Source organism: Streptomyces geranii (assembly GCF_002954775.1).
Lineage (GTDB): Bacteria > Actinomycetota > Actinomycetes > Streptomycetales > Streptomycetaceae > Streptomyces > Streptomyces geranii.
On record NZ_PJME01000007.1, the window covers coordinates 325589 to 346833 of the forward strand.

The 21245-nt window shown below is 70.1% G+C and carries 17 protein-coding genes; 14 read left to right on the forward strand and 3 right to left on the reverse strand.

The window, feature by feature from the left end:
* The first annotated feature begins 60 nt into the window (after window positions 1-60).
* The 14 genes from CW359_RS13655 (at window position 61) to CW359_RS13720 (ending at window position 17818) form a co-directional block, all read left to right on the forward strand.
* Window positions 61-1677 (forward strand): sugar ABC transporter ATP-binding protein, encoded by a 1617-nt coding sequence (locus CW359_RS13655; RefSeq protein WP_232838383.1) that lies wholly within the window; start codon window positions 61-63, stop codon window positions 1675-1677.
* Window positions 1674-2693: an ABC transporter permease gene (locus tag CW359_RS13660; RefSeq protein ID WP_105970161.1), complete on the forward strand. Its 1020-nt coding sequence runs from the start codon at window positions 1674-1676 to the stop codon at window positions 2691-2693. The genes CW359_RS13655 and CW359_RS13660 overlap by 4 nt, the downstream gene beginning before the upstream one ends.
* A gap of 17 nt (window positions 2694-2710) precedes the next feature.
* Window positions 2711-3757, forward strand: a complete 1047-nt coding sequence (locus CW359_RS13665; protein ID WP_105970162.1) for a substrate-binding domain-containing protein — start codon at window positions 2711-2713, stop codon at window positions 3755-3757.
* A gap of 172 nt (window positions 3758-3929) precedes the next feature.
* Entirely contained in the window at window positions 3930-5180 is a 1251-nt protein-coding gene (locus tag CW359_RS13670) for a Gfo/Idh/MocA family protein (protein WP_105970163.1), read from the forward strand.
* A gap of 15 nt (window positions 5181-5195) precedes the next feature.
* Window positions 5196-6200 carry a sugar phosphate isomerase/epimerase family protein gene (locus tag CW359_RS13675; RefSeq protein ID WP_105970164.1) on the forward strand — a complete coding sequence of 335 codons (1005 nt, stop codon included), beginning with the start codon at window positions 5196-5198 and terminating at the stop codon, window positions 6198-6200.
* A 100-nt stretch (window positions 6201-6300) separates the two neighbouring features.
* Window positions 6301-8796 (forward strand): PQQ-dependent sugar dehydrogenase, encoded by a 2496-nt coding sequence (locus CW359_RS13680; protein WP_105970165.1) that lies wholly within the window; start codon window positions 6301-6303, stop codon window positions 8794-8796.
* A 14-nt stretch (window positions 8797-8810) separates the two neighbouring features.
* Window positions 8811-10136, forward strand: a complete 1326-nt coding sequence (locus CW359_RS13685) for a ThuA domain-containing protein (RefSeq protein ID WP_105970166.1) — start codon at window positions 8811-8813, stop codon at window positions 10134-10136.
* Between the two features lie 156 nt (window positions 10137-10292).
* Window positions 10293-11573 (forward strand): inositol-3-phosphate synthase, encoded by a 1281-nt coding sequence (locus CW359_RS13690; RefSeq protein ID WP_105970207.1) that lies wholly within the window; start codon window positions 10293-10295, stop codon window positions 11571-11573.
* Entirely contained in the window at window positions 11570-12598 is a 1029-nt protein-coding gene (locus tag CW359_RS13695) for a sugar phosphate isomerase/epimerase family protein (protein ID WP_105970167.1), read from the forward strand. The genes CW359_RS13690 and CW359_RS13695 overlap by 4 nt, the downstream gene beginning before the upstream one ends.
* Window positions 12595-13272: an EboA domain-containing protein gene (locus CW359_RS13700; RefSeq protein ID WP_105970168.1), complete on the forward strand. Its 678-nt coding sequence runs from the start codon at window positions 12595-12597 to the stop codon at window positions 13270-13272. The genes CW359_RS13695 and CW359_RS13700 overlap by 4 nt, the downstream gene beginning before the upstream one ends.
* A complete protein-coding gene (locus tag CW359_RS13705) occupies window positions 13272-14120 on the forward strand; it encodes a TatD family hydrolase (RefSeq protein WP_105970169.1) in 849 nt (282 codons plus the stop codon). Before CW359_RS13700 ends, CW359_RS13705 begins: the two co-directional genes overlap by 1 nt.
* Before the next feature lie 3 nt (window positions 14121-14123).
* Complete coding sequence (gene eboE / locus CW359_RS13710; RefSeq protein WP_105970170.1) at window positions 14124-15293, forward strand: metabolite traffic protein EboE; 1170 nt, start codon at window positions 14124-14126, stop codon at window positions 15291-15293.
* The gene (locus CW359_RS13715) at window positions 15290-16717 is read left to right on the forward strand and encodes an alkaline phosphatase family protein (protein ID WP_105970171.1); all 1428 of its coding nucleotides are present in this window, start codon (window positions 15290-15292) and stop codon (window positions 16715-16717) included. Before eboE ends, CW359_RS13715 begins: the two co-directional genes overlap by 4 nt.
* Before the next feature lie 60 nt (window positions 16718-16777).
* Window positions 16778-17818, forward strand: coding sequence for a sugar phosphate isomerase/epimerase family protein (locus CW359_RS13720; protein ID WP_105970172.1), 1041 nt, complete (start codon window positions 16778-16780; stop codon window positions 17816-17818).
* An 84-nt stretch (window positions 17819-17902) separates the two neighbouring features.
* On the opposite strand, the gene CW359_RS13725 is transcribed toward CW359_RS13720, so the two are convergent.
* From CW359_RS13725 to CW359_RS13735, 3 genes are all read right to left on the reverse strand, one after another.
* Window positions 17903-19318 (reverse strand): OFA family MFS transporter, encoded by a 1416-nt coding sequence (locus CW359_RS13725; protein WP_105970173.1) that lies wholly within the window; start codon window positions 19316-19318, stop codon window positions 17903-17905.
* Between the two features lie 44 nt (window positions 19319-19362).
* Complete coding sequence (locus CW359_RS13730) at window positions 19363-20754, reverse strand: OFA family MFS transporter (protein WP_105970174.1); 1392 nt, start codon at window positions 20752-20754, stop codon at window positions 19363-19365.
* Window positions 20755-20949: 195 nt separating this feature from the next.
* The coding region (locus CW359_RS13735) for a CoA transferase (RefSeq protein WP_198655206.1) at window positions 20950-21245 on the reverse strand (296 nt) is incomplete at its 5' end.

Here is a 21245-nt window from a genome sequence, read left to right on the forward strand (position 1 = left end):
ATTTGTCCAGCACGCGATCTGCCCTGCAACCGGCCCGCACGCCCGCCAAGGGGAACCGTCATGGCACCAGAACCACCTCTGCTCAGCATGTCCGGCATCACCAAGTCGTTCCCCGGCGTACGGGCCCTCGACGGCGTCGACCTCGACGTCCAGGCCGGCGAAGTGCACTGTCTGCTCGGCCAGAACGGCGCCGGGAAGTCCACGCTCATCAAGGTCCTGGCGGGCGCCCACCAGCCCGACGACGGCACCATCAGCTGGCGCGGCGCGCCGGTCACCCTGCGCTCGCCCATCGCCGCGATGCGCCTCGGCATCGCCACCATCTACCAGGAACTCGACCTGGTGGAACACCTGTCGGTCGCCGAGAACGTCCACCTCGGCCATGAACCCACGGCCGCCGGATTCGTCGTACGGGGAAAGGCCGCGAAGGCGTCAACGGCCGCCCTGCTCAAGCGACTCGGCCACCCGGAGGTCGATCCCGGGCGGCTGGTCGGGGAGTTGTCGGCGGCGCAGCAGCAGATCGTGTCGATGGCTCGGGCGCTCTCCCACGAGGTACGGCTGATCGTCATGGACGAGCCGTCCGCCGCGCTCGACCCGGAGGAGGTCGACAACCTCTTCCGCATCGTCGGCGACCTGACCGCCGACGGGGTCGCCGTCGTCTACATCTCCCACCGCCTGGAGGAGATCCGCCGCATCGGCGACCGTGTCACCGTCCTCAAGGACGGCCGGGCGGTGGCGGGCGGACTCCCCGCGAAGTCCACACCGACCCGCGAGGTCGTCGCCCTGATGACGGGCCGCAACGTCGAGTACGTCTTCCCGGAGCGCCCGGCGACACCGGCGGCACCTGCGGACGCGGCCGGAGCACCGGTCCTCGAAGTCCAAGGACTGGCCAGGGAGGGCGAGTTCGCGCCCGTCGACCTGACCGTGCGCCCCGGTGAGATCGTCGGCCTCGCGGGTCTGGTCGGCTCCGGGCGCTCGGAGATCCTGGAGACGATCTACGGCGCCCGCAAGCCCACCACCGGTCAAGTGCTCGTAGACGGACGGGTGTTGAGGCCCGGCAGCGTACGGGCGGCGGTCCGTGCCGGACTCGGGCTCGCCCCCGAGGAGCGCAAGGCGCAGGCCCTGCTGATGCTGGAGTCCGTCACCCGCAATGTGTCGGTCTCCTCCATGTCCCGCTTCGCACGCGGGGGTTGGATCGACCGGGGCGCCGAACTGGCCGCCGCCCGCGCCGCCACCCGCGAACTGTCCCTGCGCCCCGACAACCCCTCGGTACCCGTCCGCACCCTCTCCGGCGGCAACCAGCAGAAGGCGGTCCTCGCCCGCTGGCTGCTGCGCGGCTGCCGGGTCCTGCTCCTCGACGAACCGACCCGGGGCGTCGACGTCGGCGCCCGAGCCGAGCTGTACGCGGTCATCCGCCGCCTCGCCGACGAGGGCCTCGCCGTCCTGCTGGTCTCCAGCGAGGTACCCGAGGTGCTCGGCCTCGCGGACCGGGTCCTCGTACTGCGCGAGGGCCAGGTCGTACACACGGCACCGGCCCGCGAACTCGACGAACACCGCGTACTCGACCTGGTGATGGAAGGAGCCCCTGTGGCCAGTGGCAGATCGGTGGCCGGCAGCTCCGCGGCCGGTAGCTCCGCAGACAGGAGCCCCGCGGACGGTGGAAGGGGCCCGGCATCATGACCCAGCCCGTCTCCCCACCCCGCAGCAGCACCGACAAGATCCCGTCGACCGCTCAACCCCCGGCCTGGCGAGGCGTGTTGGCCCGTGCCGACGTCCGTACCCTCTCCCTCCTCGGTGTCCTCGCCGCACTGATCGTCGTCGGCGGCATCACCAAGCCCGACGAGTTCCTCGACACCCGCAACCTCCAACTCGTCCTCACCCAGGGCTCGGTGATCGGGGTCGTCACCGTCGGGATGACCTTCGTCATCATGTCCGGCGGCATCGACCTGTCGGTCGGCGCGATCGTCGCCCTCGCCTCCGTGTGGGCGACCACCGTCGCCACCCAGGAGTACGGCTTCGCGGGCATCCTCTTCACCGCCGTACTCGTCGGGGTGGGCTGCGGACTCGTCAACGGGCTGCTCATCGCGTACGGCGGGATGGTCCCGTTCATCGCCACCCTCGCCATGCTGGCCTCGGCGCGCGGACTCGCCCTGCAGATCACGGACGGCGCGACCCAGGTCGTCACCATCGACAGCGTCCTCGACCTCGGCGAACGCGACGCGTACATCCTCGGCATCCCCCCGCTCGTGCTCGTCTTCGCGGTTGTGACGATCATCGGCTGGCTGATCCTGAACCGCACCACCTTCGGCCGCCGCACGGTCGCCGTCGGCGGCAACGCGGAGGCGGCCCGGCTGGCCGGCATCGACGTACGCCGCCAGCGCCTCTACCTCTACCTGCTGTCCGGGCTGTGCTGCGGGATCGCCGCCTTCCTGCTGATCATCCTGTCCGGCTCCGGCCAGAACACCAACGGCAACCTCTACGAGCTGGACGCCATCGCCGCCGCGATCATCGGCGGCACCCTGCTCAGCGGGGGTCGCGGCACCATCGTCGGCTCCGTCCTGGGCGTCCTGATCTTCACCACGATCACCAACATCTTCGCCCTGAACAACCTGCAGAGCGACGTGCAGCAGATCGCCAAGGGCGCGATCATCGTCGCCGCCGTGCTCGTCCAGCGCCGTACCGCAAGCACGACCTGAGGGAAGGGTTCACCGCCATGCCAGAGTCGACGCCTTTCACGAGCCGCAGAGGGCTGTTCTTCGGGACCGCCGCCGTTGGGGCGGGAGTCATGCTCTCCGGTTGCACCAGCAACAAGTCCGACGACGAGCCCGCGTCGAACGACCAGCCGGCCGCCGCCGACACCCCCGGCAAGGCCGTCACCATCGGCTTCGCCGGACCGCAGGCCGACCACGGCTGGCTCAACGCGATCAACGACAACGCCAAGAGCCGGGCCAAGAAGTACTCCGACGTGACCCTGGAGATCACCGAGGGCTCGAACGACACGGCCGCGCAGATCGGCCAGATCGAGACCCTGATCAACAAGAAGGTCGACGTGCTGGTGATCCTGCCCGCCGACGGCAAGGCGCTCACGCAGGTCGGGCTGAAGGCGATGCGCGCGGGCATCCCCGTCGTCAACCTGGACCGGATCTTCAACACCCCGCAGGCGTACCGCTGTTGGATCGGCGGCGACAACTACGGCATGGGCCTCAACGCCGGGCACTACATCGGCGAGCAGCTCAAGGACGTGGACGACGCCAAGGTCATCGAACTCGCGGGCCTGGACAACCTGGAGTTGACCAAGCAGCGCACCCAGGGTTTCGACGACGCCCTGAAGAACTACCCCAACATCAAGAAGGTCGCCCGTCAGGCCGCCGAGTTCACGGTCGAGTCGGGCCAGGCCAAGATGGCCCAACTCCTGCAGGCACAGTCTGACTTCGACGCCCTGTGGAACCACGACGACGACCAGGGCGTGGGCGCCCTGCGCGCCATCGAACAGGCCGGCCGCGACGACTTCCTGATGGTCGGCGGCGCGGGTGCCCTCTCCGCCTTCCAGGCCATCAAGCAGGACAACGGCGTCCTCAAGGCGACGGTCCTCTACCCGCCCACGATGGCCGCGTCCGCGATCGACCTGGCCCGAGCCCTCGGCCAGGCGAAGGGGGTGAGCGGCCTCGCCGAGTTCGAGATCCCGTCCTCCCTGACGCTCTACTCGGCGGTGGTCGACAAGACGAACATCGACCAGTACATGCCGACGGGCTTCAAGTAGAGGGAGCGGGGCCAGGGGCTGGGGGCGGTTTCTCAGGCGTGCGGTTCTGCCGCGCCCCAAAGGGGCGCGGGGCTGCATCGATATGCGGCTCCGCCGCGTGAGCGCGACCAGCCCCAACGCACCCGCAGCCGACCCACTGGACGACCCCCCACCACCCGAGGAGGACATCCGCATGGCACAGCCGCAGGCAGACGCCGCCGACGCCGACAGGCCGGCACTGGGCGTCGGCATGATCGGATACGCGTTCATGGGCGCAGCCCACTCCCAGGGCTGGCGCACAGTGGGCCGCGTATTCGACCTCCCCCGGCGCCCGCTGCTCGCGGCGATCTGCGGCCGTGACGCCGACGCCGTCAGAGCCGCGGCGGACCGCCACGGCTGGGCGGCGGCCGAGACCGACTGGCGCGTCCTGATCGAACGGGACGACGTCGACGTCGTGGACATCTGCACCCCCGGCGACAGCCACGCCGAGATCGCCCTCGCCGCCCTCGCCGCTGGCAAGCACGTCCTGTGCGAGAAGCCCCTCGCGAACACGGTCGAGGAGGCCGTGGCGATGACGGCGGCGGCCGAAGAGGCCGAACGGCGCGGCCAGTTGGCGATGGTCGGCTTCAACTACCGCCGCCTGCCCGCCACCGCGCTCGCCCGCTCCATGGTCGCCGAGGGCAGGCTCGGCACCCTGCGGCACGTACGGGTGACGTACCTTCAGGACTGGCTGGTGGACCCGCAGTTCCCGCTCACCTGGCGGCTGCGCAAGGAGTCGGCAGGTTCGGGCGCGCTCGGCGACCTCGGCGCCCACATCGTCGACCTCGCCCAGTACCTCGCGGGCGAGGAACTCGCCGGAGTCTCCGCCCTCACCGAAACCTTCGTACGGGAACGCCCGTTGCCCGGCGGCCCGACGAGCGGCCTGACCGCCGCCGCGACCTCCGGCGCCGGACAGGTCACCGTCGACGACGCCGCCCTGTTCACCGGCCGCTTCCCCTCCGGCGCCCTCGCCTCCTTCGAGGCCACCCGGTACGCGACCGGCCGCAAGAACGCCCTGCGCATCGAACTCAACGGCGAGCACGGCTCGTTGGCCTTCGACCTGGAACGCCTCAACGAACTCGCCTACCACGACGGCACCGAACCCGGCACCCACGCCGGCTTCCGCCGCATCCTCGTCACCGAACCCGACCACCCCTACCTGGACGCCTGGTGGCCGCCGGGCCACGGCCTCGGCTACGAGCACAGCTTCGTCCACCAGGCCCGCGACCTCGTCCACGCCATCGCCACGGGCAGCCGCCCCCGGCCGTCCTTCGCGGACGGCCTCCAGGTGCAGCGCGTCCTCGCGGCGGTCGAGGAGAGCGCGGAGAAGAACTCCGTCTACACGCCCATCAAGGTCTCACCCACCACGGCCGCGCCCACCACGGTCTCGCCCGTATCGGTCTGAGGAGGTCCGACGAGAATGCCGCGCGATTTCACTCTCTTCACCGGCCAGTGGGCGGACCTGCCCCTCGAAGAGGTCTGCCGCCTCGCCCGTGACTTCGGCTACGACGGACTCGAACTCGCCTGCTGGGGCGACCACTTCGAGGTCGACAAGGCCCTCGCGGACCCCTCCTACCTGGACGGCCGCCACCAACTCCTCGACAAGTACGGCCTCAAGTGCTGGGCGATCTCCAACCACCTTGTAGGCCAGGCCGTCTGCGACGCCATCATCGACGAACGCCACCAGGCGATCCTGCCCGCCCGCATCTGGGGCGACGGCGACGCGGAGGGCGTACGGCAGCGGGCGGCGGCCGAGATCGCCGACACCGCCCGGGCCGCAGCCGCCTTCGGCGTCGACACCGTCATCGGCTTCACCGGCTCCGCGATCTGGCACCTGGTCGCGATGTTCCCGCCCGCCCCCGAGTCGATGATCGACCGCGGCTACCAGGACTTCGCCGACCGCTGGAACCCGATCCTCGACGTCTTCGACGCCCAGGGCGTGCGGTTCGCGCACGAGGTCCACCCGAGCGAGATCGCCTACGACTACTGGACAACCCAGCGCGCACTGGAGGCAGTTGACCACCGGCCCGCCTTCGGCCTGAACTTCGACCCCTCGCACTTCGTGTGGCAGGACCTCGACCCGGTCGGCTTCCTCTGGGACTTCCGCGACCGGATCTACCACGTCGACTGCAAGGAGGCCCGCAAGCGGCTCGACGGCCGCAACGGCCGCCTCGGCTCGCACCTGCCCTGGGGCGACCCCCGCCGAGGCTGGGACTTCGTGTCGGCCGGCCACGGCGACGTCCCCTGGGAGGACGTGTTCAGGATGCTGCGTTCCATCGACTACCGGGGACCCATCTCCGTGGAGTGGGAGGACGCGGGCATGGACCGGCTCCAGGGCGCCCCCGAGGCACTGACCCACCTCAAGGCGTACGACTTCGAGCCGCCGTCGGCCTCCTTCGACGCGGCGTTCGGCAGCAACGACTAGGGCGTACCGCCCTGTTGTGTCTTCCGGGGTGACGGCGCACCCCGGCGTACCGCACACACCCGTGCATTCCGTACGACCAGTTCCTCTCTGGAGGCATTTCGTGCACCCGTACGATGACAACAGACGCCCCACCAGCCCCCTCAGACGCCGCCGAATACGCGGGCCGATCGCCCTGCTGAGCGGTCTGATGCTCGCGGGCGCCTCGCTCTCCCTCACCGCGCCCGCAGCGGGCGCCGCCGACGCCGAGCCGACGGCCGTCGCCGCCGCCGAGGACTTCCAGCAGGTCACCCTCGCCAAGGGCGAACCCGAGGTCGGCGAGCCCATGTCGCTCGCCGTCCTCCCCGACCGCTCGGTCCTGCACACCTCGCGCGACGGCGAACTCCGCATCACCGACGCCGCCGGAAACACCCGGCTCGCCGGCAAGCTCGACGTCTACTCCCACGACGAGGAGGGCCTCCAAGGCATCGGCGTCGACCCGGAGTTCAGCACCAACCGCTTCATCTACCTGTACTACGCACCCCCGTTGAACACCCCGGCGGGCGACGCCCCCGAGACGGGCACAGCGGCCGACTTCGCGCCCTTCGACGGCGTCAACCGGCTCTCCCGGTTCGTCCTCAACGCCGACGGCACCCTGAACAACGCCAGCGAGACGAAGGTCATCGACGTCCCCGCCTCACGCGGCCTGTGCTGCCATGTCGGCGGCGACATCGACTTCGACGCGGCGGGCAACCTCTACCTGTCGACGGGCGACGACACCAACCCCTTCCAGTCCGACGGGTTCACACCCATCGACGAGCGCGCGAACCGCAACCCGGCCTTCGACGCCCAGCGTTCGTCCGGCAACACCAACGACCTGCGCGGCAAGATCCTGCGTATCAAGGTCAACGCGGACGGCTCGTACGCCGTCCCGTCCGGCAACCTGTTCGCGCCCGGCACGGACAAGACGCGGCCCGAGATCTACGCGATGGGCTTCCGTAACCCGTTCCGCTTCAGCGTCGACAAGGCGACCGGGATCATCTACATCGGCGAGTACGGCCCCGACGCGGGCGCGGCCGACCCGAACCGAGGCCCGGCGGGCCAGGTCGAGTTCGCCCGCGTCACCGGCCCCGGCAACTTCGGCTGGCCGTACTGCACCGGCGCCAACGACGCCTACGTGGACTACGACTTCGCGACCGGCACCTCCGGCGCCAAGTTCGACTGCGCCGCCCCGAAGAACACCTCGCCCAACAACACCGGCCTCACCGACCTTCCCCCGGCGCAGGCCGCCTGGATTCCCTACAACGGCCCGTCCGTACCGGAGTTCGGCGACGGCTCCGAGTCCCCGATGGGCGGCCCGGTCTACCACTACGACCCCGCGCTCGACTCCCCGGTCAAGTTCCCCGAGGCCTACGACGGCGACTTCTTCGCCGGTGAGTTCGGCCGCCGCTGGATCAAGCGGATCAGCAGCGACGCCGACGGGACCGTCCAGTCCATCAACGACATTCCGTGGACCGGCACCCAGGTGATGGACATGGCCTTCGGGCCGGACGGCGCGCTGTACGTCCTCGACTACGGCATCTCGTGGTTCGGCGGCGACGAGCACTCCGCCCTCTACCGCATCGAGAACGCCACCGACGGCCACTCCCCGGTCGCCCAGGCCGCCGCGGACGTCACCTCCGGCCAGGCCCCGCTGAAGGTCAAGTTCTCCTCAGCCGGCTCCACCGACCAGGACGGCGACGCCCTCACCTACAGCTGGGACTTCGGCGACGGCGGTACGTCGACCTCGGCGAACCCCACCCACAAGTACAAGAAGAACGGCACCTACACGGCGACGGTGACCGCGAAGGACGCCTCCGGCCGCACGGGCGGCGCGAGCGTCCAGGTCGTCGTCGGCAACACCGCGCCCAAGGTGGTCCTCCAACTCCCCGAGGACGGCCAGCTGTTCGCCTTCGGCGACGCCATCCCGTTCAAGGTGAAGGTCACCGACCGCGAGGACGGCCGGAACATTGACTGCACCAAGGTCCAGGTCACCTTCATCCTCGGCCACGACAGCCACGGCCACCCGCAGACCTCGGCCAACGGCTGCTCCGGCACCATCCAGACCAGCGCCGACGGCGGCCACGACCCCAACGCCAACATCTTCGGGGTCTTCGACGCCCAGTACACCGACCTCGGAGGCGGCGGCCAGGCGCCCCTGACCACCCATGACCAGAACGTCGTCCAGCCCACCCACCGCCAGGCCGAGCACTCCAACAACTCCTCCGGCACGACGGTGAGTTCACGGGCGTCGGCGAACGGCGGCAAGACCGTCGGCGACATCGACAACGGCGACTGGATCGCCTTCACGCCGTACGTCCTGAGCAACGCCAAGTCGCTCACGGCACGCGTCGCCTCGGTGGGCGCGGGCGGCAAGCTGGAGATCCGCGCGGGCTCACCGACCGGCAAGGTGCTGGGCCGGGCGACCGTACCGGCGACCGGCGGCTGGGACACCTACAAGGACGTCACCGCCACCCTCTCCCACGCCCCCAAGGGCACGACCACCTTCTATCTGGTCTTCAAGGGAGCGGCGAGCGGCGACCTGTTCGAGGTGGACGACTTCACCTTCACGACACGCTGAGAGGAGTGCGCGCCATGCGACCAACAGGCCGAATACCAACAGCTGTTGTGGGCACGGCACTGCTCCTCGGGTGCGTGTCGACCCCGGCCGCCTCCACCCCCGCACCAGCACGGCACGCCGACCGGGTGCTCGTCTTCTCCAAGACGGCCGCCTTCCGGCACGACTCCATCCCCGACGGCGTCAAGGCGCTCAAGGAACTCGGCACGAGCGCCGGCTTCAGGGTCGACGCGACGGAGGACGCGACCGCGTTCAACCCGGCGAACCTCCGCCGGTACGCGGCCGTCGTCTTCCTCTCGACGACCGGCGATGTCCTGACGGACCGTCAACAACGTTCCTTCGAAAGCTACATCCACCACGGCGGCGGCTATGTGGGCATCCACGCGGCGGCCGACACGGAGTACGACTGGCAGTTCTACGGCGGCCTGGTCGGCGCCTACTTCCAGGGCCACCCGGCGATCCAGCCGGCCCGCACCGTGGTCGAGGACCGCGCCCACCCGGCCACCTCGGCCCTGGGCGCGGACTGGAACCGTACCGACGAGTGGTACAACTACCGCTCGAATCCCCGGAGTTCGGTACGGGTCCTGGCCTCGCTCGACGAGTCCTCGTACACCGGCGGCACCATGAACGGCGACCATCCGATCGCCTGGTGCCACAACTACGCGGGCGGACGCTCCTTCTACACCGGCGTCGGCCACCTGCCGTCCGCGTACGCCGAACCCGCCCTCCGGCAGCACCTGTTGGGCGGACTGCGCTGGGCCACCGGCAAGGCCCAGGCGGACTGCCGCCCGGAGAACGGCTACCAGCCGCTCTTCGACGGCACCTCCCAGGCAGGGTGGAGACAGGCGGGCCCGGGCACCTTCACCCGCTCCGACGAAGGCACACTCACGTCGTCGGGCGGCATGGGGATGCTCTGGTACGCCGACCGCAGCTTCGGCGCCTACTCGCTGAAGCTCGACTGGAAGACCGAGGGCGACGACAACTCCGGGGTGTTCGTGGGCTTCCCGCCCTCCGACGACCCCTGGTCGGCCGTCTCCCAGGGCTACGAGATCCAGATCGACGCCACCGACGCCCCCGACCGCACCACCGGGGCCGTCTACGGGTTCAGGTCCGCCGACGTGAAGAAGCGCGACCGCGCGCTGAATCCGCCGGGGGAGTGGAACACGTACGAGATCCGCGTGGAGGGCGAACGCCTCCGCGTCTGGCTCAACGGCGTGCGGATCAACGATTTCACCAACACCGATCCGGCCCGCAGCCTGCGGGACGGCCACATCGGCATCCAGAACCACGGAGCCGACGACCAGGTGTCCTTCCGAGACATCCGGATCAAGGAACTGCCGTAACGCCCGTGTTGCCCGTGAAGGCGCCGGAGACCCCGGCCACCACGGGCCACTGAGCGGCGGCGGGCGGAGGACGCCGGACCTCCGCCCGCCGCCTTCCACCCGGCCCGCCGCCGGGGCGTGTGAACGACAAGGAGGCCGCTGCCCATGTCCATGCCCATGTCCACGTCGACGTCCCAACCTCGAACTCGTGTGGGGGTATGGCTGATCGGAGCCCGAGGCTCGGTCGCCACCACCGTCGTCGCGGGCTGCGCCGCCGTGACAGCGGGCCTCCACCGCCCCACGGGCATGGTCACCGAAACACCCCCGTTCACGGACTGCGGCCTCCCGCCGCTGTCCGACCTCGTCTTCGGCGGCCACGACACGGTGGACTGCCCCCTCCCGAAACGCGCGGAGGCGCTGACGGCGGCAGGCGTCCTCCCGTACGGCCTCACCTCGGCGATCACCTCCGAACTGGCCGCTGCGGAACGGGAGATCAGGCCCGGCGCCCCCGCGCCGGGTGAGCTGGACCGAACCCCTGACGACCTGGTGGCGGCCTTCGCCGCAGACATCCAGGACTTCGTACGACGCCACGCCCTGGCCCGAGCGGTCGTGGTGAACGTGGCCTCCACCGAGCCCACCCCGACCGGCACCGCTCTCCCGCCCAGCTCGCTCTACGCGGCGGCGGCCCTCCGCGCGGGCTGCCCCTACGTCAACTTCACCCCGTCGACGGGCCTGCACCACCCGGCCCTGACCCACGCGGCGGAGACGAGCGGCCTCCCCTACGCCGGCCGCGACGGCAAAACAGGCCAGACCCTGCTGCGGTCGGTCCTCGGCCCGATGTTCACGCAACGCGCCCTGGAAGTCCGCGCCTGGTCGGGCACCAACCTGCTGGGCGGCGGCGACGGGGCGTCCCTGGCCGACCCCTCCGCGGCGGCGGCGAAGAACGCGGGCAAGGAACGCGTCCTCGCGGACACCCTCGGCACCACCCCCGAGGGCACGGTCCACATCGACGACGTCCCGTCCCTCGGCGACTGGAAAACCGCGTGGGACCACATCGCCTTCGACGGCTTCCTCGGCACCCGCATGGTCCTCCAGACCACCTGGCAGGGCTGCGACTCGGCCCTTGCGGCCCCCCTCATCCTGGACCTGGCCCGCCTGACGTCCCGCGCCCACGAGGCGGGCCTCTCCGGCCCACTGACCGAACTCGGCTTCTACTTCAAGGACCCGGTGGGCGACGGGCCGGCGGGACTGGGGGAGCAGTACGCGGAGCTGGTGGGGTTCGCGGGGCGGCTGAGGGGTGGGGGAGAGATGGGGTTTCCGGGCGACGTAGCGGGACCGGCGGGGCCTTCGAGCGGCGAGGGAAGCGGCCCGCACACGGACGCCCAGGCCCAGGCACCCCGGCCGAGCGAGTCCCCGGGCGGTGGGCGACCGGCCGACGGTGAGGGGGAACACCGGTGAGCACGCGAGCGGACGCACCGACCCGCAATGGTGCCCAGGACCAGGTCACCCGGCCCCGCACCCGGTCCAACGCACCGCACGCCGCCGACTCCGCCACCCCCAACCCCACCCCTGCTCCCACCCCCCTCCGCTTCGGCTACGGAACCAACGGCCTCGCCGACCTCCGCCTCGACGACGCCCTCGGCCTGCTCGCCGACCTGGGCTACGACGGCGTCGGCCTGACCCTCGACCACATGCACCTCGACCCGCTGGCCCCCGACCTCCCCGCCCGCACCCACCGACTCGCCCGCCGCCTGGACACCCTCGGCCTGGGCGTGACCGTGGAGACCGGCGCCCGCTACGTACTCGACCCGCGCCGCAAACACGGCCCCTCCCTCCTCGACCCCGACCCGGACGACCGCGCACGACGCGTCGACCTCCTCCTCCGGGCCGTACGAGTCGCCGCGGACCTGGGCGCCCACGCCGTGCACTGCTTCAGCGGCATCACCCCTGCGGGCACGGACCCGGACACCGCATGGCACCGCCTCACCGACGCCCTCGCCCCCGTCCTGGACGCGGCCACCGCAGCCGGCGTCCCGCTCGCCGTCGAACCCGAACCCGGCCAACTCCTCGCCACCATCGCCGACTTCCACCACCTCCGGCACGCACTCGACGACCCCGAGGCCCTCGGCCTCACCCTCGACATCGGCCACTGCCAGTGCCTCGAACCCCTCTCTCCCGCCGACTGCGTCCGCGCCGCCGCCCCCTGGCTGCGCCACGTCCAGATCGAGGACATGCGCCGCGGGGTCCACGAGCACCTCCCCTTCGGCGACGGCGAGATCGACTTCCCGCCCGTACTGGCCGCCCTGTCCGCCACCGGCTACCAGGGCCTGACGGTCGTCGAACTCCCCCGCCACTCCCACGCGGGCCCCCACTACGCCGAACACTCCCTCCGCTTCCTCCACCGAGCGACGCCCACCGTCACGGCGACCGCAGTCCCGGCGAGCACAGCCCCGACGGCCACCGCCGAAGGGAGCGCCCCATGACCCCCCGGCCCCACCCCGGCCCTGGTACCTCCGGCACCCCATTGGCCGACCTCCACACCCACCTCACCGCCCACCTCGACGAGCCCGCCCGCACCTGGCTCGCCCGCGCCCTGGACGAGGCAGCCGCCCGCTCCGGCGCCCACGGCCCCATCTCCGCCTGGGAGTTGCGGCTCGCCGAAGCAGGCCGCCGCTGCGGCGCCGAGCACGCCGACGCCGTACGCGTCCTGATCCTGCACGCCGCCCAGGCCGGCCCCGACGCCCTCACCCGCGTCTACCACCAGGGCACCGCCGCCGAACGCCGAGCCGTCCTGCACGCCCTGCCCCATCTGGTCACCGGCCCCGAAGCCCTCCCCTTGGTCGAGGACGCCCTGCGCACCAACGACACCCGCCTCGTCGCCGCAGCCGTCGGTCCCTACGCCGCCCGGCACCTGGACGCCCACAACTGGCGTCACGCCGTACTGAAGTGCCTGTTCACCGGCGTGCCCGTCGACACCGTGGCCGACCTCCACCAGCGGGCCCGTGCGGACACCGAACTCGCCCGCATGCTCGACGACTACGCGGCCGAACGCACCGCCGCCGGCCGCCCAGTCCCCGAGGATCTGCACCGGGCCCTGGCCCTGACGGATTCCAAAGCGTGCAAAGCATCCGACGCGTCCGAAGCGAAGGAGTCCTGATGCGCATCTTCGACCCCCACATCCACATGACGTCACGGACCACCGACGACTACCGCGCCATGTACACCGCAGGCGTCCGCGCCGTCGTCGAACCCTCCTTCTGGCTCGGCCAGCCCCGCACCTCGCCCGCCTCCTTCCTCGACTACTTCGACTCCCTCCTCGGCTGGGAACCCTTCCGAGCCGCCCAGCACGGCATCGCCCACCACTGCACGATCGCCCTCAACCCCAAGGAGGCCAACGATCCCCGCTGCACCCCCGTCCTAGACGAACTGCCCCGCTATCTCGTCAAGGACCGAGTAGTCGCCGTAGGCGAGATCGGCTACGACTCGATGACCCCTGCCGAGGACACCGCCCTCGCCGCCCAGCTCCAGCTCGCCGCCGACCACGGCCTCCCCGCGCTCGTCCACACCCCGCACCGCGACAAGCTCGCGGGCCTGCGCCGCACTCTCGACGTCGTACGGGAGTCCGCGCTGTCCCCGGAGCACGTCCTGGTCGACCACCTCAACGAGACGACCGTGAAGGAGGCCAAGGCGGCCGGCTGCTGGCTCGGCTTCTCGGTCTATCCGGAGACCAAGATGGACGAGGAACGGATGGTGGCCATCCTCCGCGACTACGGGCCGGACCAGGTGCTGGTCAACTCCGCCGCCGACTGGGGCAGAAGCGACCCCCTGAAGACCCGCAAGGTCGGCGACCTGATGCTCGCGGAGGGCTTCACCGAGGACGACGTCGACCGCGTCCTGTGGCGCAACCCGGTCGCCTTCTACGGACTCAGCGGCCGACTCGACCTCGAAGTCGACGCCACCGACGCCACGCACGAGGGCAACTCGATCCTGCGCGGCGGTGAGTGACCGATGCGCTTCCGGCACCCCGACGGCTCCACCGTCCACCTCGCCTACTGCACCAACGTCCACCCCGCCGAGACCCTCGACGGCGTCCTCGCCCAACTCCGCGACCACTGCGAACCCGTACGCCGACGCCTCGGCCGCGACCGCCTCGGCATCGGCCTGTGGCTCGCCAAGGACGCCGCCCACGCCCTGGTCACCGACCCCTCCGCCCTGCGCGGTCTGCGCACCGAACTCGACCGGCGCGGCCTCGAAGTCGTCACCCTCAACGGCTTCCCGTACGAGGGTTTCGGCGCCGAAGAGGTCAAGTACCGCGTCTACCGGCCGGACTGGGCCGACCCCGCACGGCTCGCCCACACCACCGACCTCGCCCGGGTCCTCGCCGGACTCCTCCCCGACGACGTCACCGAAGGCAGCATCTCCACCCTGCCCCTCGCCTGGCGCACCGCCTACGACGCCGAGCGCGCGGCCACGGCCATGACCGCCCTGGGCACCCTCGCCGAACGCCTCGACGCCCTCGCCGAACTCACCGGCCGCTCCATCCGCGTCGGACTGGAACCGGAACCCGGCTGCACCGTCGAGACCACCGCCGACGCCATCGCCCCGCTCACCGACATCGGCCACGACCGCATCGGCATCTGCGTCGACACCTGCCACCTCGCCACCTCCTTCGAAGACCCCGACACCGCCCTGGACGCACTCACGCGAGCCCGCGTCCCCGTCGTCAAATCCCAGCTCTCAGCCGCCCTGCACGCCGAACACCCCCACCTCCCCGAAGTCCGCGAGGCACTCGCCGCCTTCGACGAACCCCGCTTCCTGCACCAGACCCGCACCGCCACCGCCGCCGGACTGCGCGGCACCGACGACCTGGGAGAGGCCCTCAAGGGCGACACCCTGCCCGACGCCTCCCCCTGGCGGGCCCACTTCCACGTCCCGCTGCACGCGGCCCCCGCCGCACCCCTCACCTCCACCCTCCCCGTACTCAAGTCCGCCCTGACCCGCCTGGTCGGCGGCCCGCATCCCCTCACCCGCCACCTGGAGGTCGAGACCTACACCTGGCAGGCCCTCCCACCCGAGCTACGGCCCCGCGCCCGCGCCCAGCTCGCCGACGGCATCGCCGCCGAACTCACCCTCGCCCGCGACCTGTTGACCGACCTGGGCCTGAAGGAGCTGCCATGAGCCCCGGCCCCGCCGGAGAAGGTCCCGCGCACAGTGCCCCCACACCCACCGACCCCACCCCCCTCCTCGTCCTGGACGTCGTAGGCCTGACCCCCCGTCTCCTCGACCACATGCCCCACCTCAAAGCCCTCGGCCAGTCCGGCTCCCGTGCCCCGCTGGGCACCGTCCTGCCCGCCGTCACCTGCGCCGCCCAGTCCACCTTCCTCACCGGCACCCACCCCTCCGAACACGGCGTCGTCGGCAACGGCTGGTACTTCCGCGACCTCGGCGACGTACTCCTGTGGCGCCAGCACAACGGTCTCGTCGCCGGCGACAAACTCTGGGACGCCGCCCGCCGCGCGCACCCCGGCTACACCGTCGCCAACATCTGCTGGTGGTACGCCATGGGCGCCGACACCGACATCACCGTCACCCCCCGTCCGATCTACTACTCCGACGGCCGCAAGGAACCCGACTGCTACACCCGGCCCCCGGCCCTGCACGACGAACTCACCGCCCGCTTCGGCACGTTCCCCCTGTTCCACTTCTGGGGCCCCGGCGCCGACCTCACCTCCAGCCGCTGGATCATCGACGCCACCCGGCACATACTGCGCACCCGACGCCCCGACCTGGCCCTCTGCTACCTCCCCCACCTCGACTACGACCTGCAGCGCTTCGGCCCCGACGACCCACGCTCCCTGAAAGCCGCCGCCGACCTCGACGCGGCCATGGCCCCACTCCTGGACGACGCCCGCGCCGAAGGCCGGACCGTCGTCGCGCTCTCCGAGTACGGCATCACCCGCGTAGACCGGCCCGTCGACATCAACCGGGCGCTGCGCCGCGCGGGACTGCTCGAAGTGCACACCCAGGACGGCATGGAGTACCTCGACCCGATGGCGTCACGCGCCTTCGCCGTCGCCGACCACCAGATCGCCCACATCTATGTGCGGCGACCGGAGGATCTGGAGACCGTGCAGGAAACGCTCGCCGAGCTGCCCGGGATCGAGCGACTCCTCGACGACGAGGGCAAGAAGACCCATCACCTCGACCATCCGCGCTCCGGCGAACTCGTCGCCGTGGCGGAGCCGGACGCCTGGTTCACGTACTACTACTGGCTCGACGACGCACACGCGCCCGACTTCGCACAGCTCGTCGAGATCCACCGCAAACCCGGATACGACCCGGTCGAACTCTTCATGGATCCGCGCGACCCCTACGTCAAGGTCAAGGCGGCGACCGCGCTGGCCCGCAAGAAACTCGGCCTGCGCTACCGCATGGCGGTCGTGCCCCTGGATCCCTCGCCTATTCGCGGCAGCCACGGCCGCCTTCCGGCGAGCGACGACGACGGTCCGCTCCTCATCTGCTCCACCCCCCGTGCCGTCGACGGCCGCATCGCGGCCACCGACGTGAAGTCACTCCTGCTCCAACTGGCCGGTCTCTCCTGACTGGTCACAAGTGAAGCACTCACCACTGACAACGCCCTCCGATCCCGAGGAGTTCCAGCAATGAGCCGCATCCAGCACACCGACCCCGAACTCGCCCACCGCCTCAGCAGACGGAACATGCTCGGCGTCGCCGCGGGCGCCACCGCAGCCGCGCTCCTGGGCGCCGCCGCGTCCCCCGCAGGCGCCGCCACCCAGTCCGCGTCCGGCGGCGCGGGCCACGGCCGTCCCGTCCTGCCGCCCGGCCGGCTCGGCATCCAGCTCTACAGCCTGCGCGACAAGGTCTCCACGCTCGGCTTCGCCCCCGTCTTCGCCGAACTGAAGAAGTACGGCTACGACGAGGTCGAGTTCGCCGGATACACCCAGGGCTCGGCGGGCCCGATCACCCTGGCCCAGCTCAAGCGGCTGGCACGCAACAACGGCCTCAACCCGATCGGCAGTCACGTCGGCTACTACTCCAGCGACCCGAACGCCTACACCTTCGCCCAGAACCTGAACAAGGTCCTCGACGACGCCCAGGCCCTCGGCCTCAAGCACATCGGCACCGCCTCAGGACCCTTCCGCTACGGCTCCACCGTCGACGCCTGGAAGCGGGCGGCGGAGGAGTTCAACACGTACGGCGCGGCGGCCCGGGCACGCGGCATGAAGTTCTACCAGCACAACCACTCCGAGGAGTTCTCCTTCGCCACCGACAACCCCAAGGTCCGCCTCTACGACGTCCTCCTCGCCGAGACCGACCCCAAGCTCGTGTACCTGGAGATGGACATCTTCTGGGCCTACTCGGGCCAGTTCCGCTTCTCCAAGCGCCCCGACGGCACCCCCGCGCCCTTCGAGCCGCTGAACTACGTGCTCAGGCAGCCCCACCGCTACCCGCTCTTCCACGTGAAGGACGGCGTCAGCGACCCCGGCAACCAGTACGGCTACCGGATGACCGATGTCGGTGACGGCGACATCGACTACCAGCGGTTCATCTCCGCCGTGACCCGGCTGCGCGGTGAGCGGCTGGCCCACCACTGGCAGGCCGAGCACGACAACCCGACCGAGTCCTTCACCTTCGCGCGCCGCTCCAGCCAGCACCTGCACTCGCTGCGCGAGAAGTGCTGACGGACAGCACAGCACCGTGTGCACATGAGGAGGCCCTCCCGGGGCGGCGATTCCCGGGAGGGCCTCCTCACGCGCGCGTGCCGTTCATCCCGTGGGCTGAGCCTCCGCACTCCGGACGGCCGTGCCGTGCCCCGGCTGCCGCAGCAGCAGGGCGATACCCGCCGCCACCATGGAGACGGCACCGGCGAGGGCGTACGCGCCGTCGTACCCCCAGGCGGCGACCACCATGGAGCCGAGGCCGCCCCCGAACAGACCGCTGATCAGCTTTCCGCTGTACACCAGCCCGTAGTTGGAGGCGTTGTAGTTCTCCCCGAAGTAGTCCGGGGTGAGCGCCGCGAACAGCGGATAGAACGCGCCGCCGCCGAAGCCGGAGAGGAAGGCGAAGAACAGGAACAGTGCCTCGCTCTTGACGTCGCCCGCCCAGATCACGCCGAACTGGGCGAGACCCAGGACGACGATGACGAACACCAGGGTGGGCTTTCGGCCCCACAGGTCGGACAGCCAGCCCACGACACCGCGGCCGATGCCGTTGATGACCGCCATGACACCCATGGACGAGGCGGCCACCAATGGACCGAAGCCCACCTCCTTGGCGAAGTCGACCTGGAACGAGATCCCGAAGATCGACACGCCGGCGGTCAGCACGATGGAGACCCACATAAGGGGGAGCATGCCGGTCCTGATGGCCTCCTTGGGCGTGTACTGGCGTACCGCGGGAGGGTTCTTCGCGAGGCTTGTCGCGTTCTTCGCGTCACCGGCGTACGTCAGTGGATCGATGTCCGCGGGCCACCAGTTCTTCGGGGGATCCTTGAAGAAGAAGGCGGACGCCAGGACGACGATCATGATGTAGCAGCCGATCAGGTCCAGGACCCGGTGGTAGTTCGCGGTGTCGAAGCCGTAGTTGAAGATGAAGATGAACGGCAGCGATCCGTACGCGAACCCACCGTTGACGAACCCGGTCCTGGCTCCCCGGCGCTCGGGGAACCACTTGCCGACCATGTTGATGCAGGTCGCGTAGACGAGGCCGGCGCCGATGCCTCCGACGACGCCGAAGCCCAGGATCGCCAGCCAGACGTTGCTCAGGTGCGACAGGGCGAGGAACCCCAGGGCGCAGAGTCCCGAGCCGATGAACATGGCCGTACGGGCCGTGAGGACGCCCTTTTCGCGCAGCCAGCCCGCCGGGAAGGCGATGCCGGCCTGGAAGAAGACCCAGACGCTGAGGATCCAGAAGGTGTTGCTCTGCGTCCAGCCGTGGGCGTGGGACAGGGTGTCCTCCGCCGAGCCGTACGCGTATTCGAAGACACTGATGGCCATCATGGCGATCCACGGCAGGTACACCATGAGCTTGCGGGAGTGACCGAGGATGTCCCGGTCGGTCTCGCCGACGCGGTAGACACGGCCTCGGGAGTCGGTCACCTCTCGATAGGGACGGGTACGGGGACGGTGTGCGGCTTGCGGGTCGGACGACGAAGTGTTCGTCGCGATGGGATCTGCCGTCATCTCAGGGCGATTCCTTTGCGTCGGGTCAGTTCCTTGCCGATGGGTCAGGCCATTTCCTCGCCGAGCGGTTGGGGGTTGGGGGAGACCCGCCGGGCGGTCGTCGGCCTGCCCGGCGCCTTCAGGAACACCGCCAGTACGGCGGACGCCAGGCCGATGCAGCCGGCCAGGACGAACGCGCCCTCGTAGTCCCAGTGTTTGACGACGATCGCGCCCACTCCGGAGCCGACGAGGCCGGAGATGAGCTTCGAGCTGTAGACCATTCCGTAGTTCGAGGCGTTGTTGTTCTCGCCGAAGTAGTCCGCGGTCATGGCCGCGAACAGCGGGAAGATCGCCCCGCCGCCGAAACCGGAGACCATGGAGCAGAACAGGAAGAACGGCATGCTGCCCATCTGGCCGGAGACCAGTACGCCGAACTGGGCCGTGCCCAGCACCAGACACACGATGATCAGCGTGTTGCGCCGCCCGTACCGGTCGGATATCCAGCCGATCACACCGCGACCGGTGCCGTTGACGATGGCCTTCAGGGACATCGCGGTGGCCACGATCCCGCCCGCGAAGCCCATGTCCTTGCCGAAGGGCACCTGGAAGGCGATGCCGAAGATGTTGATTCCGGCGGTGCACAGCAGGCAGAACCACATCATCCACAGGACGGGCTGACGGGACGCCTCCCTCGGGGTGTACTGCTTGACCGCCGGCGGGTTCTTCTCCAGCGCCCGGCGGATCTTCGGGTCGTCCGTGGCCTTGAGCGGGTCGACGTGCGAGGGCCACCAGTTCTTCGGCGGGTCCTTGAAGAACCACCCGGCCGACGCGACGACCAGGCACAGCCCGACGCCCACACAGGCGAGCACGGTCTGGTAGTTGCTGATGTCCATGTAGGACGTGAACAGGAACACGAAGGGCACCGAGCCGTAGGCGAAACCGCCGTTGACGAAGCCCGTCTTGCCGCCCTTGCGCTCCGGATACCACTTGCCGACCATGTTCACGCAGGTCGCGTAGACCAGACCGGCACCGATACCACTGCACATGCCGAAGCCGAAGTAGGCCACGAGCACGTTCGGCGCGTACGCCAGCGAGACGTAGCCGAGCATCGTGCCGACCGCGCCGATCATCATCGCCGTACGGGCCGGCAGCCTGCCGCTCTCCCGCAGCTGACCGGCGGGGAAGGCCACGGCCGCCTGGAAGAACACCCAGACGCCCATCAGCCAGAAGATGTGCCCGCTGTCCCACAGGTGGGCCTCGTGGAGGGTGTCCTCCGCGGACGTGAACGCGTACTCGGCGGAGCTGATGCCCATCATGCCGATCCACGGCAGGATGACCATCCACTTGCGCCCACGGCCCATGATGTCGACATCGGATTCCCCGATGCGGTACTTGCGGCCGTTGGCATCCGTCACCTCCCGATACGGGACGGACGTTGAGTAGTCGATCGTTGTCATCTCGGTCAAGACTCCTTGCGTCGAAAGATCTGGCCAGCGCCCCCTGTCCAAATGCCTTTCGTGCGCGCATGGGTCCCGGGGGCCGCCGACGCGCACCGTCGGCCGCTCCCTGTGCTCGGTTACGTCATGAACCGCCCCCCAACAGCCGGACGGCTCCGCACCTTCACCTTCGCGGTGCGCTCCAGGTCCCCCACGTCAGATCACCCCGCTCGCCCTGAGCAGCCGCAATTCCTCGTCACCCAGGCCGAGTTCGCCGATGAGGATTTCCTCGGTGTGTTCGCCGAGGAGGGGCGGGGTGGTGATACGGGTGGGGGAGTCGGACAGCTTGAGGGGATTCCCGACCGTGGTGAACTCACCGCGCTCGGGATGCCCGACCGTGACGATCATGTCGTTCGCGGCGAGCGAGGCGTCCTCGATGATCTCCCTCGTGGACAGGATCGGCCCACACGGAATGCTGTATGCGTTCAACCGCTCCAGCACCTCCCACTTCG

Excerpts from the sequence above, each read along its gene's own strand:
- CW359_RS13675 (WP_105970164.1), top strand. The coding sequence starts at position 5,196 with ATGCCGCGCGATTTCACTCTCTTCACCGGCCAGTGGGCGGACCTGCCC.
- CW359_RS13660 (WP_105970161.1), top strand. The coding sequence starts at position 1,674 with ATGACCCAGCCCGTCTCCCCACCCCGCAGCAGCACCGACAAGATCCCG.
- CW359_RS13705 (WP_105970169.1), top strand. The coding sequence starts at position 13,272 with ATGCGCATCTTCGACCCCCACATCCACATGACGTCACGGACCACCGAC.
- CW359_RS13715 (WP_105970171.1), top strand. The coding sequence starts at position 15,290 with ATGAGCCCCGGCCCCGCCGGAGAAGGTCCCGCGCACAGTGCCCCCACA.
- CW359_RS13730 (WP_105970174.1), bottom strand. The coding sequence starts at position 20,754 with ATGACAACGATCGACTACTCAACGTCCGTCCCGTATCGGGAGGTGACG.
- CW359_RS13700 (WP_105970168.1), top strand. The coding sequence starts at position 12,595 with ATGACCCCCCGGCCCCACCCCGGCCCTGGTACCTCCGGCACCCCATTG.
- eboE (WP_105970170.1), top strand. The coding sequence starts at position 14,124 with ATGCGCTTCCGGCACCCCGACGGCTCCACCGTCCACCTCGCCTACTGC.
- CW359_RS13655 (WP_232838383.1), top strand. The coding sequence starts at position 61 with ATGGCACCAGAACCACCTCTGCTCAGCATGTCCGGCATCACCAAGTCG.
- CW359_RS13725 (WP_105970173.1), bottom strand. The coding sequence starts at position 19,318 with ATGACGGCAGATCCCATCGCGACGAACACTTCGTCGTCCGACCCGCAA.
- CW359_RS13720 (WP_105970172.1), top strand. The coding sequence starts at position 16,778 with ATGAGCCGCATCCAGCACACCGACCCCGAACTCGCCCACCGCCTCAGC.
- CW359_RS13665 (WP_105970162.1), top strand. The coding sequence starts at position 2,711 with ATGCCAGAGTCGACGCCTTTCACGAGCCGCAGAGGGCTGTTCTTCGGG.
- CW359_RS13690 (WP_105970207.1), top strand. The coding sequence starts at position 10,293 with ATGTCCACGTCGACGTCCCAACCTCGAACTCGTGTGGGGGTATGGCTG.
- CW359_RS13670 (WP_105970163.1), top strand. The coding sequence starts at position 3,930 with ATGGCACAGCCGCAGGCAGACGCCGCCGACGCCGACAGGCCGGCACTG.
- CW359_RS13685 (WP_105970166.1), top strand. The coding sequence starts at position 8,811 with ATGCGACCAACAGGCCGAATACCAACAGCTGTTGTGGGCACGGCACTG.